11 protein-coding genes and 1 pseudogene are annotated in these 11,931 nt (G+C 33.5%); 8 read left to right on the top strand and 4 right to left on the bottom strand.

The genetic code is table 11. The features are described from left to right. Together ACPYKA_RS03840 and ACPYKA_RS03835 are read right to left on the bottom strand one after the other, a co-directional pair. A pseudogene (locus ACPYKA_RS03840) lies at positions 1 to 938 on the bottom strand (hypothetical protein); the annotation flags it as partial. A gap of 349 nt (positions 939 to 1,287) precedes the next feature. Further along, positions 1,288 to 1,575 carry a hypothetical protein gene (locus ACPYKA_RS03835; protein ID WP_479541085.1) on the bottom strand — a complete coding sequence of 96 codons (288 nt, stop codon included), beginning with the start codon at positions 1,573 to 1,575 and terminating at the stop codon, positions 1,288 to 1,290. A 437-nt stretch (positions 1,576 to 2,012) separates the two neighbouring features. Between ACPYKA_RS03835 and ACPYKA_RS03830 the strand changes: the two genes are divergently transcribed. The 6 genes from ACPYKA_RS03830 to ACPYKA_RS03805 all read left to right on the top strand — a co-directional run bounded on the left by ACPYKA_RS03830 (position 2,013) and on the right by ACPYKA_RS03805 (position 5,250). Beyond that, positions 2,013 to 3,107 (top strand): glycosyltransferase family 4 protein, encoded by a 1,095-nt coding sequence (locus ACPYKA_RS03830; RefSeq protein WP_479541084.1) that lies wholly within the window; start codon positions 2,013 to 2,015, stop codon positions 3,105 to 3,107. An 89-nt stretch (positions 3,108 to 3,196) separates the two neighbouring features. Then, on the top strand, positions 3,197 to 3,325 hold the full coding sequence (locus tag ACPYKA_RS03825; protein WP_479541083.1) for a hypothetical protein: 129 nt from the start codon (positions 3,197 to 3,199) through the stop codon (positions 3,323 to 3,325). 124 nt (positions 3,326 to 3,449) lie between these two features. Then, entirely contained in the window at positions 3,450 to 4,301 is an 852-nt protein-coding gene (locus ACPYKA_RS03820) for an RpnC/YadD family protein (protein WP_479541082.1), read from the top strand. Positions 4,302 to 4,381: 80 nt separating this feature from the next. After that, positions 4,382 to 4,597, top strand: coding sequence for a hypothetical protein (locus ACPYKA_RS03815; protein WP_479541081.1), 216 nt, complete (start codon positions 4,382 to 4,384; stop codon positions 4,595 to 4,597). Positions 4,598 to 4,679: 82 nt separating this feature from the next. Beyond that, positions 4,680 to 4,901, top strand: coding sequence for a hypothetical protein (locus tag ACPYKA_RS03810; RefSeq protein ID WP_479541080.1), 222 nt, complete (start codon positions 4,680 to 4,682; stop codon positions 4,899 to 4,901). Between the two features lie 85 nt (positions 4,902 to 4,986). Then, complete coding sequence (locus ACPYKA_RS03805) at positions 4,987 to 5,250, top strand: hypothetical protein (RefSeq protein WP_479541079.1); 264 nt, start codon at positions 4,987 to 4,989, stop codon at positions 5,248 to 5,250. Positions 5,251 to 5,255: 5 nt separating this feature from the next. Here the strand turns inward: ACPYKA_RS03805 and ACPYKA_RS03800 are convergent, their stop codons facing one another. Both ACPYKA_RS03800 and tagD read right to left on the bottom strand, forming a co-directional pair. After that, complete coding sequence (locus ACPYKA_RS03800) at positions 5,256 to 6,449, bottom strand: CDP-glycerol glycerophosphotransferase family protein (protein WP_479541078.1); 1,194 nt, start codon at positions 6,447 to 6,449, stop codon at positions 5,256 to 5,258. Further along, positions 6,442 to 6,840, bottom strand: coding sequence for a glycerol-3-phosphate cytidylyltransferase (gene tagD, locus ACPYKA_RS03795; protein ID WP_479541077.1), 399 nt, complete (start codon positions 6,838 to 6,840; stop codon positions 6,442 to 6,444). The genes ACPYKA_RS03800 and tagD overlap by 8 nt, the downstream gene beginning before the upstream one ends. A 222-nt stretch (positions 6,841 to 7,062) precedes the next feature. Between tagD and ACPYKA_RS03790 the strand changes: the two genes are divergently transcribed. Together ACPYKA_RS03790 and ACPYKA_RS03785 are read left to right on the top strand one after the other, a co-directional pair. Then, positions 7,063 to 9,639 (top strand): N-acetylmuramoyl-L-alanine amidase family protein, encoded by a 2,577-nt coding sequence (locus ACPYKA_RS03790; protein ID WP_479541076.1) that lies wholly within the window; start codon positions 7,063 to 7,065, stop codon positions 9,637 to 9,639. 165 nt (positions 9,640 to 9,804) lie between these two features. Then, the gene (locus ACPYKA_RS03785; RefSeq protein ID WP_479541075.1) at positions 9,805 to 11,931 is read left to right on the top strand and encodes a bifunctional glycosyltransferase/CDP-glycerol:glycerophosphate glycerophosphotransferase; all 2,127 of its coding nucleotides are present in this window, start codon (positions 9,805 to 9,807) and stop codon (positions 11,929 to 11,931) included.

Genomic DNA, 11,931 nt, shown 5'->3' with positions numbered 1-11,931 from the left:
GATTTATCCGGAAATGGCTCAACTGGTGGACGAATAGGAAAATCTTTTATTAAGCCCTCATATGCATTTTTTAAATCTTCTAATGCACGGTCTACTTGTTTTTGTGTAGCATATTTATAAGCCATTACGATTTCTGCAGTAGAGAGTGTACGAACATACTTACTCCACGTTTTTTCAGTATAATCCTCTTCTATTAAATCTTTTTCATCTAATTCTTGTAAATATGCTGCAAGTTCCGATTTATCTGCAGTGATAGGCATCGTTGTGATAAGTTCTTCTAAAGCTTGAAAAGCGCTATATAAATTAATATAAGCTCGATGAATCTCTAGTTGGGTTGCATCGTCGTTTTCTAAAACATCCTCAGCTTCTTTCATCGCAGCCTCAAGTATTGACCAGCTTTCCGTTGTATATAACGTATTATCTAACTCTTTCATTTGGTTTAGGTAATCTTCTAATCCATCCTTATTAACAATTGGAATTATCTCAATTGGAGGGATTAGTATGAGCAAACCGTTTCTTGCAAAGCTTAGATTAATTAATGCCGAGTCTATTTCAATTTGGCTGGCGTCTTCATCAGTTAAAATAGTTTCAGCATGATTCACCGCATGAATGAACTGACTCCAGCTTTCTTCTGTGTAGTCGTTTTCATTTAAATTCTCCGCTTGTACTTCCTGTAAAAACGAAGCCAAATCTGATTTATTCACTGTTGGCTGTGGCTGTACTAGTTCATCATTTTGCTTAGTAATTTCATCGGTTGTTGTTCCCTCGTTCTCATCAATCAAATCAGATTGTTCTATATTGGGCTCTGATTCAGCATGTATGACATTTTTATGTAATCCCAGTGAAGTAGAGAAAACAGGTGAACACAACATAAGGGCAAGCATAATTAAAATTGACCGCTTCAATAAGATTCTGCCGTTTCTCCCAGGCTCTTCCATCTATTCATCCTTCCTTTCTAATGTAGTCACTAAACGTAATCTTAAAATTGAAAGATGCAAGCGTCAATCGGACTAACTGTTCAATATAGGTTGTCATAATTTCTGCATATATGAGAACGGCATTTATTTTGCTTAATGTTGATATAGCAAGCATTGTGAATAATAACTACTGATAAAGTAGGGTTCGTTCGTTTCTATAAATGTAATAAAAGTCCTTTTATTCCCAATCTTTAATATTGTATTAAAAGTCTCCATTACTACTATCGTATAGAAGGAAGGTTGCTGTTGATTACAAATACACAAGTCTAAATAACTATTCATTTTACTAAAAAAATAAAAATATCCGTATTTAAAACGAATATTTTTCAAAAATTCGTATCCAATTGTTAATTGTTTCTTTATGTTGTAAAGCAGAATGGTCGTAGTAAATATAAACATAACCTACAGAAGGATCAAATGTAATGGACTGAATATTTGGATCTCGATTTAAATCATCAGTCAGCTGGAGGAGACTGTCATAATATTCCCGCCATGTTTCGATGCTGATAATTACCTCACCCGGAGTGAAATGCTCCACTTGAATACCATGCTTCGCTGCGAGTGCAATCAATTTTAACTTCATGACATTGGAAATCAATTCAAAACCGCCCTTCGCACATGTTCTACATTAAGCTTATGTTTAAATGAACTAAAAGTGACAGTATAATCTCCTCAAACGCTAATTTTCACCTCATTTCAAAATTGGACTAATATTTGCATGAATCGACAAGTATTCGATATAATTTAGCTAGTTCAATATGTTACCTGAAGAACTTTTCTTTCTGTTAGAGGATGTTCAAAAAGTCCGGTAAAAATGACACTGCATTAGGGGATCTTCCGTTAAAACCGCCCACGTCCTGTGGGCAACACGGAAGTCATCACATCCTGTGAAAGTCCGCTGCTCGAAGCTTCGCCGCCTCGAACTTTCGACGCACAGGACGTGCTAGTGTCGGCGTTGCCACAGGATGTGGCGACTTTAGCCGACTTGGTCCTTTTTATCCTCCTTTTTGAACACGCACTGTTAAGGAGATTGTTATGATAAACTATATTGATTTAATGATTGCATCTTTCATTGCCCTCATAGCAACTTTTTTTCTCACCTTTCCAATAAAAAAGCTTGCGATCAAATTTAATATCGTTGATCTTCCCGTTCGACGTAAAATACATAAAAATGCAACGCCAAGAATAGGTGGTTTAGCAATTTTTCTTGGTGCATCGTTAGGTTTACTATATTTGCAACCTTCCCATATTCATTTACTGGAAATTTCACTTGGAGCTCTAGTTATCGTGATTACCGGAATGTTAGATGATCGTTACGATATTAGACCAATTGTCAAACTTTCCGGTCAATTGATCGCGGCTTCTTTTTTAATATCATCAGGATTAATAATTGAACGGATCACACTTCCGTTCATTGGTATGATTGATCTAGGCGTTTTTAGTGTACTCATTACAGTTCTTTGGGTAGTCGGTATAACGAATGCAATCAATTTAATTGATGGATTAGATGGACTCGCTACAGGTGTATCAACGATTGCGCTGTTAAGCATGTTATTTATGGCAATCGTTGATATGCAAGTGTTTGCTGCTTATTTAGCAATTGTAATTATCGGTGCAAATCTTGGCTTCTTATACCATAACTTTTATCCGGCGAAAATATACATGGGGGACACCGGATCAAATTTTTTAGGGTATATGATTGCAGTTATTTCGATGCTCGGTTTATTTAAAAATATCGCGTTATTTAGCTTTATTATCCCGGTTATTGTTCTTGCAGTGCCGATTTTTGATACATTATTTGCGATCATTCGTCGAGCGTCCAATAAACAGCAAATCATGAAACCGGATAATAAACATATTCATTACCAGTTACTACGCGTTGGATTTACACATCGGCAATCTGTTCTAATCATGTATGCTTTTAGTATGTTGTTTGGAATTCTAGCCATTCTTTTTTCAGAGGCATCCCTTGTTGTTTCGCTAATTGTTACGTTAGTTGTGTTAATTCTTATCCATGTACTAGCAGAAATTGCGGGCTTAGTTAATGGAGGAAAACGACCGGTTGTTGACGGAGTTTTGAAGCTCCTGCGGATAAAAAAAGATACAGCAGTGAATGGGCAAAATAAGTAAAGATTTAGAAGAATCGGAAAGTAATTTGATTGTTCATTCCGGTGTGATAAAATAGGTCTTAATAATTATAAAGGTGGTGGTGACCTCAAATGATAGCGGTGCCATATATTATGGAACAATCTCCAAAATATGAAGCAAAAACAGTTGACCAAGATGGATTATGGAAAAAGATAATAAGCGAGTTATTTGAGGATTTTCTAATATTTTTTGGCAGATAAGAAAATTTAAAACTTTCCTACTGCATAAGTACAACTAAGGCTTTCGCCAAGGTTTGGCAATAAGCCAAGTTTTCTAATCCCTGAATTATGGGAGCAAATAGATTTTTCACAAGCATATGAGTTTTTGCAACAAGAACTTTTCCAAGAAATAATCGATGAGAAAAAAGGCAGAAGGTATGCGGATCAAGTCGTAAAAGTACGGTTGAAAAATGGCAATGAAAGGTGGATTATCGTCCATATCGAGATCCAAGGTGACGATGATACAGACTTTTCTGAGCGTATGTTTCGATATTTCTATCGTCTTTACGATCGCCATAAGGAAAAAATTGTAGCTCTAGCAGTAATCACATCTCCAACTCAGACCAAAAAACCACAACATTTTCATTACAGTTATTTCGGCACAACACTCCATTACAAATACACAAACCGCAAAATTTTTGATTACGATGAAAGAGAGCTGGAACAATCGAATAAACTATTTAGTAAAATAGTGCTCGCGACACAATATATGCACAAAACGAAAAGCAATGCTGACAAACGATTTGCATTTAAGAGGAAGCTTATGCGAGAAATTTTTCGAAATAAAGCCTATTCACGTGAGGCCGTCCACGCCATGTTTCATTTCATTGACTATTTGCTAAAGCTGCCACGAGAGTTGTCAACAGAACTCGCGAATTCAATTCGCCCGATTATTAATAAGGAGGAAAAACGTATGCTACAAGCGAATAGAGAAGATCCATCCCCAACACTTGCAGAAATTTTCAAATTGGAACGTGAAGAAGGGGAACAAAAAGGAAGGGAAGAAGGAAGAGAAGAAGGAAGAGCAGAAGGACGAGAGAAAGGAAAGAAAGACGCACAACAGAATTTTGCGAAAAAATTACTCATGACTAACAACATGTCAGTAAAAGAAATTGCGGAATTGACAGAATTGACTGTGGACGAAGTTGAAAAATTAAAAAAAGAATTACAGAAATAGCTCCTTACCTTTTTTCAAATAGTTTACCGATTGAATAAGCAAGTTCAACTCGCTCGATTATTTATGGGGAGGAAAAACATATGCTACAACCGAATAGAGAAAATCCCTCACGAACACTTGCAGAGATTTTCAAAGCGGAACGTGAAGTAGGACGAAGGGAAGGAAAGATAAAAGCGCAACAGAGTTTTGCGAAAAAATTACTCATGATCAACAACATGTCAGTAGAAGAAATTGCAGAGCTATCAGAATTGACTATTGACAAAGTTGAAAAGTTAAAAAAAGAATTACAGAAATAGCTTCTTACCTCTTTTCGAATAGTTTGCCGATTTGAATTAGCAAACTCATTTCGCCCGATTATTTATGAGGAGGAAAAAACATATGTTACATACGTATTGGGAAGACCTATCACCAACACTTATAGAGATTGCAAAAATTGAACGTGAAGAAGGACGAGAAGAAGGACGAGAAGAAGGAAAGAAAGATGCGCTACAGTATTTTGCGAAAAAATTACTCATTACCAACAACATGTCAGTAGAACAAATTGCAGAACTAACAGAGTTGACTGTAGACGAAGTTGAAAAGTTAAAAAAAGAATTATAAAAATAGCTTTTTTCTTTTTTCATATTGTTTACCGATTGAATTAGCAAACTCATTTCGCCCGATTATTTATGGGGAGGAAAAACATATGCTACAAGCGAATAGAGAAGAACCATCCCCAACACTTGCAGAAATTTTCAAATTGGAACGTGAAGAAGGGGAACAAAAAGGAAGGGAAGAAGGAAGAGCAGAAGGACGAGAGAAAGGAAGAAAAGAAGCGCAACAGTATTTTGCGAAAAAATTACTCATGACTAACAACATATCAGTAGAACAAATTGCAGAACTAACAGAATTGACTGTAGACGAAGTTGAAAAAATTAAAAATGATTCCAATATAATCAAAAATCCGTGATGCATTTACACATGCTCACGGATTCGCTCTTCTTGTTCAGTTGGTGCATCTTCATATAATGCGCTAATTAAGTTTTTAGTAGAATTACCAGTAGAATATTTATTCCAAGTTTCAGCGAAGTTATGCACTTCTTCTAAATTAAAATCCATTTTTTCAATCAATTCAATCAATTCTTTCGTTGTTTCAACTACTGGACCAGGCACTTCCTCTTTATAATTAGACCATATTCCACGCTTTTTCGAATAATCCTCTAAATCATACGCATAAAAAATCATTGGCTTCTTAAGGATTGAAAATTCAAACGGTATCGAAGAATAATCAGTGATCAAAATATCTGTACCGAGTAATAAATCGTTTATACTAGAATAATTGGAAACATTATATATAAATCCGGGATACTTATTTTCAAATTCACCGTTTACTGCAGGGTGCAGACGTAAAAATAAAACATAATCATATTTAAATTGTTCATACATTTTATCTAGATCAATCGCCAATTTTGCATTATCAAGCTCATCATCCCGATAAGTTGGCGCATATAAAATCACTTTTTTGTTTTTTAAAACAGGAAAATCAGTCAGAAGCTTATTTTCCGCTCTCTTCTTCCTAATATCATCAAAAAAGAAATCCGTTCTTGGAATTCCTGTACGCATAAAGCGTTCCTCTGGTAACCCAAAACTATCCTTGAATATGGTAACCATTTTATCTGAACCAACAACAACGTGATCAAATTTATCGTAAACTTGCTTGAATCGTATTAAAGCTTTTTCCGTACGATTTCCATTTGTTAAATCTTCTAATCCAAATTGTTTAATCGCACCTGCAGCATGCCATAATTGAATACATTTAACTTCAGGTTTAAAATTTGTTGCAGCTAAAAAGCCATAATAGTTATCTATAATAATATGACTTGAAGTTGCAAGATGATAGATCGATTTCAAGAAGTGTACTAGATTCATTGATTCAAAATTTAATACTTCCCGATTTTGTTTATCAAAATTCACCTTGCAATTATTAGCTTTTAAAATGACAACTTGCTGATCTGGAACTTGTTTTTCCAATTCGTCAACCACTGCTTCAATATTTCCGGCAAAGGATACAACAAATGTTGTTTTTTCTTGCAACGAAAAGCGATTAAAAACAGTAAAGAAGATTCGAAAGACAGCAAGATAGATGCCAATTGCAATCTCTCTAAGCATGATTCATCTTATTCAAATCTTTTTTAATTTGTGTTGTTGAAATACCTACCGTACGAGGAAGGTAAACAACTTCACAGTAACTTTTTAGAAAATCAAATTTTCCTTCCCAGTCATCTCCCATCACAAACACATCGATATCGTGACTTTTTATATCATCGATCTTTTGCTCCCATGTATGTTCAGGAATGACTTCATCAACATAGCGAATTGCTTCTAAAATCGCTTTTCGTTGTTCAAATGAGTAATATGCTTTTTTCCCTTTTCCAGCGTTAAATTCATCTGAAGAAATGGCTACAACTAAATAATCTCCAAGTTCTTTTGCACGTCTTAATATATTTATATGTCCAGTATGGAGTAAATCAAACGTTCCATACGTGATTACTTTTTTCATTGGTAAATACCCTCCAATATTTATACTCACTCAATAAATTATTATACTATAAAACGACAAGGAATGCGAAGGGAATTTTCTATTATTCTCATTTTATCATTTATTATTTCTGATTAACCCCAAAGACCTATCATAAATCTATAAGACTAGTTATATAGTTTTACAAAAGTTGAAAGGAATAATATACTAGTATTAATATCTTGGAAGGAGGTGGTGAACAACATGAAGAAATTAGGTGTCTATACACTTATTTTCACTTTAGTATTTTCAATGATGCCTATTAAACCAATTGCTGCCTTTGAAGAAGAAGCGGACTCTGAATTTTTAGATGGCGAAATAAACTCTGAACTTATGGAAGAACAGGTAGTTCTTTTTTCTGAAACAAAGGACAAAGGGGTTGGTCTGTATGAAAGTAGTGAAGCGGAACAACCTATTTTGTTAATTCCGGATTACACGGAAGTCACTCTACTATTCTTTGAAAATATTAAAGATCCTGCTTATTCACTGATACGTTATACATACGCAGATGGTCATGGTAAGGAAGAGATAATCGAGGGTTTTGTGGATTCTTCAAGTGTTGTTCCAATAGAAGAAGCTGATCAATTTAAACAAGAACGTGAAGCACAAATGGATAATGAGAGTGAAGATGAGAAAGATAGTGAAGAGACATCAGAAAACTATGAAGATGAAAAGGTAATAACAGAAAAATCTGTAGAGGAAAATGAAAGTTCCTTTTCTGATGACAGTAACTTTGGAGAAAAAGTAGAAGATGATGACCAATCAAAATTATCATCGGTAGAAGAACAGCCAAATGTTCAAAATAACTCATTTTCAAAAGTAATTGAACCAATGCAAGAAATTCAAGAAACAAAGACAAGTCGCTTAGGTCATATCCGCAATGCGAATGTAAAAATTTATGAGAAGATAAACGGAAAGTCTTTCACAGCTGGCTCAACATATACTCATGCAGTCTACTATATAAAGAGACAAGCAAAAGTAGGTAGTGAAACATACTATTTAATAAGTACTGAACCAAGTAGTGTAAATGGTGTAGTAGGCTGGGTAAAAGCTGCTGATTTATCGACCCATCCGCATGTAGGTGTTGATAAAAAGAAAAAGACTTTTTATATCAATGGAAAAGGAAAAGCGACAACAAAAGCATGGGGTGGCAATAAGGATACAGTTTATTCTTCCATGGCCAAATATAAAGGGCAGTCGTTTGAAGTCCATTTGACGGAGAAAGTAGGAAACAATACTTGGTATCGTGGAAAAATTAATGGAACAGGTCCTACAGTTTGGTTACATTCAAGTTATATTGATAACATTGAAGAAAGTTATGTAAGCCGTCTAGGTCATATTCGCAACGCGAATGTAAAAATTTATGAAAAGATAAACGGAAAGTCTTTCACAGCTGGTTCAACATATACTCATGCAGTCTACTACATAAAGAAACAAGCAAAAGTAGGTAGTGAAACATATTATTTAATAAGTACTGAACCAAGTAGTGTAAAAGGCGTAGTAGGCTGGGTAAAAGCTGCTGATTTATCGACCCATCCGCATGTGGGTGTTGATAAAAAGAAAAAGACTTTTTATATCAATGGAAAAGGAAAAGCGACAACAAAAGCATGGGGTGGCAATAAGGATACAGTTTATTCTTCCATGGTCAAATATAAAGGGCAGTCGTTTGAAGTCCATTTGACGGAAAAAGTGGGAAACAATACTTGGTATCGTGGAAAAATTAATGGCAAAGGCCCAACAGTTTGGTTACATTCTAGCTTTGTAACCGATAGATTTGAAAGTAACACAAGTCGCTTAGGTCATATTCGCAACGCGAATGTAAAAATTTACGAAAAGATAAACGGAAAGTCTTTCACAGCCGGCTCAACATATACTCATGCAGTCTACTATATAAAAAGACAAGCAAAAGTAGGTAGTGAAACATACTATTTAATAAGTACTGAACCAAGCAGTGTAAAAGGCGTAGTAGGCTGGGTAAAAGCTGCTGATTTATCGACCCATCCACATGTAAGTGTTGACAAAAAGAAAAAGACATTTTACATCAATGGAAAGGGAAAAGCGACAACAAAAGCGTGGGGTGGCAATAAGGATACAGTTTACTCTTCCATGACTAATTATAAAGGGCAGTTGTTTCAAGTCCATTTGACAGAAAAAGTAGGAAACAATACTTGGTATCGTGGAAAAATTAATGGCAAAGGCCCAACAGTTTGGTTGCATTCGTCGTATCTCTCGACACAAAGTAAAGTTGTTGTAATTGATGCGGGGCATGGCGGGAAGGATCCTGGTGCTAGTGGAAATGGTATTGTAGAAAAAAATCTGGTTTTAGACATTTCATCACTTACCAAAAAGCTGCTTGAAAATGCCGGTTATAATGTCATTATGACTAGGACAACAGACGAGTTTTTAGAGCTTAGTCAAAGAGCTAGCATTGCAAATAATTCAAATGCTGATATATTTGTGAGCATACATGGAAATTCATTTAATGGTAGTGCAAAAGGTATTGAAACTTATTGGTATGATAAATATGAGAGTAAAAAAAGTGAAGAATTGGCAAAATCGATTCAACAAGAATTAATATCAGAAACGAAGAGCTCAAATAGGGGAGTGAAAAAGGGAAACTTCCATGTTATACGAGAAACGAAAGTACCAAGTGCACTGGTAGAAGTAGGTTTTATTGACAACAAAGATGAAGCCAAAAAGTTAAAACAATCGTCATATAAAGAAAACGTTGCAATAGGAATTGTTAATGGTATTAAAAAGTATTTTCAAGTCTACCATTGATTTATTATATAGCTCTAGTTTTCGTCTTATACATAAATGTTGTATAAGACGATTTTTTAATAGTATAAAGACTTAATAAAGTTATTAGAATTGGAAATTACATATATGATATAATAATTAAAGAACCTTTTTATTTAAGAGTAACCAACAACAAGGAGTGCTAGAATGAAGACTGTATCAATAATTATACCAGTATATAATACAGCTGAGTTTATAGAGAAATGTATTAATTCGGTGTTAAAACAATCATATAAAAATATTGAAATTATCGTAATCAATGATAATAGTAGTGATGATTCGTTAAATATTATTATGGATATGTTGCGAAAAGATAAAAGAATCATTTTATATAATTTTGAAGAAAGAAAAGGTGTTGGAGCAGCTCGCAATTATGGTATAAGAAAAGCAAAAGGTGACTATTTGTTCTTTTTAGATAGCGATGATTACTTACCTCCTGATACAATAGATTTACTAGTGTCTAAAATAGGGAGAAATGACATTATTAGAGGGAGATTAAAAACCACTTACTTAAGTAGCAGTTTTGCTTTGTTATTTGATGGTCTTTATAAGCCAAAAAATTTCTCCGAAAATCGTTTTAATCTAATCCGAAATAATTCAGCTGTTAATTTTTTATTTTCTAAACAGTTTATTCTTAATAATAAACTGTCTTTTTCAGAAGAAATAGAAATTTATTCCGACTTATATTTTTTAATTCCAGCATTATTGGCTGTGGAGAATATTCCATATTTAAATGAAGCTATTTATTTTAAAAGAAAGAGAAATGATCCAGTATCTAATCCATCGTTAAGCCAGTCTGCTCCTGAATATAAAATTGATAGTTTTATCAATGCTTATATAAATTTAAAACAAATATACAGAGAAATTAACTTAGCAAATGATTTCCTAGATAAACATTTTTTGAATTTCTATAGAAAAGAGATTATAACTTACTTTTATGATAATAAAAATATAAATAGGCTCTATGAACCGCTGACTAAAGCAATAAAAATGATTGATACCTATAATTATGAGAAATACGATTGGTTTTTAAAACGAGAAATTAAATCAATTCTTAACAAAGGCAAAAGAAAATATAAAAAGATTAATACATTTCATCATTTCTTGAGAGATTTTAAAGAAGCATTTAAGTCTAAACGAAAGTTTTTAATATTTTTATATAAACGAGTTTTCACCAAACTTCCCCTAAAGAAAAATTTAATATTTTTTGAAAGCTTCTTGGGGAAAAATTACTCTGATAGTCCCAAATATATTTATGAATATATGGTGAATGAAGGGCTTAAATATAAATTTGTTTGGAGCTTTAATGAAAAAACAAATATTCCTGGGAAGCAAATACAGGTCAAGCGGTTTAGTTTACCTTATTTTTATTATTTAGCAAGAGCAAAGTATTGGGTTAGTAATTCAAGGTTACCAAAATATTTAAACAAAAGAGAAGGTAACATTTATTTACAAACCTGGCATGGAACACCACTGAAAAAACTTGTTTTTGATATGGATGATGTATACTCAGCTGATCCTAATTATAAGCAGAATTTTTATTATCAATCAAGACGCTGGGATTATTTGAGTTCACCTAATGAATATTCCTCAAAGATTTTTAGAAGGGCATTTAAATATAAAAAGACAATGTTAGAGTTTGGATATCCAAGAAATGATATTCTGTACAATAAAAATGATAAAAAAAACATTGAACAGTTAAAAAAATCTATAAATATTCCTACTGATAAAAAAGTTATACTTTATGCTCCGACATGGCGTGACGATGACTACTTTGCTAGAGGGAAATATAACTTTGAATTACAATTAAACTTGGATCATATGCGAAGCGTGTTAGGCGATGATTATATAATATTATTGAGGATGCATTATTTTATTGCAAACCAAATTGATTTATCATCTTATCAAGGTTTTGCTTATGACTTATCGAATTATGATGATATAGCTGAACTATATTTGGTTTCTGATGTATTAATCACTGATTATTCATCTGTATTTTTTGACTATGCAAATTTAAAAAGGCCGATATTATTTTACACCTATGATCTTGAAAAATACCGGAATAAGTTACGAGGCTTTTATTTAGATATAGAGAATGATCTACCGGGACCTTTAGTAAAGAATACAAATGAGGTAATTGAGTCATTACAAAATATTGAGAATGTACAAAGGAACTATAAAGAAAAATATCAGGAATTCTATAATAAATTTTGTAATTGGGACGATGGGAATGCATCTAGGAATACTGTAGAGAAAGTATTTGAAAGTAAATAA

The sequence above is a fragment of the Pseudogracilibacillus amylolyticus (SeqCode) genome, assembly GCF_051918545.1.
Lineage (GTDB): Bacteria > Bacillota > Bacilli > Bacillales > Amphibacillaceae > Pseudogracilibacillus.
This window is presented reverse-complemented; position numbering and strand designations above follow the sequence as displayed.

What these genes read in the sequence shown, in the direction of transcription:
- ACPYKA_RS03790 (WP_479541076.1), top strand. Translation starts at nt 7,063, where the DNA reads ATGAAGAAATTAGGTGTCTATACACTTATTTTCACTTTAGTATTTTCA.
- ACPYKA_RS03800 (WP_479541078.1), bottom strand. Translation starts at nt 6,449, where the DNA reads ATGCTTAGAGAGATTGCAATTGGCATCTATCTTGCTGTCTTTCGAATC.
- ACPYKA_RS03810 (WP_479541080.1), top strand. Translation starts at nt 4,680, where the DNA reads ATGTTACATACGTATTGGGAAGACCTATCACCAACACTTATAGAGATT.
- tagD (WP_479541077.1), bottom strand. Translation starts at nt 6,840, where the DNA reads ATGAAAAAAGTAATCACGTATGGAACGTTTGATTTACTCCATACTGGA.
- ACPYKA_RS03830 (WP_479541084.1), top strand. Translation starts at nt 2,013, where the DNA reads ATGATAAACTATATTGATTTAATGATTGCATCTTTCATTGCCCTCATA.
- ACPYKA_RS03815 (WP_479541081.1), top strand. Translation starts at nt 4,382, where the DNA reads ATGCTACAACCGAATAGAGAAAATCCCTCACGAACACTTGCAGAGATT.
- ACPYKA_RS03805 (WP_479541079.1), top strand. Translation starts at nt 4,987, where the DNA reads ATGCTACAAGCGAATAGAGAAGAACCATCCCCAACACTTGCAGAAATT.
- ACPYKA_RS03825 (WP_479541083.1), top strand. Translation starts at nt 3,197, where the DNA reads ATGATAGCGGTGCCATATATTATGGAACAATCTCCAAAATATGAAGCA.
- ACPYKA_RS03785 (WP_479541075.1), top strand. Translation starts at nt 9,805, where the DNA reads ATGAAGACTGTATCAATAATTATACCAGTATATAATACAGCTGAGTTT.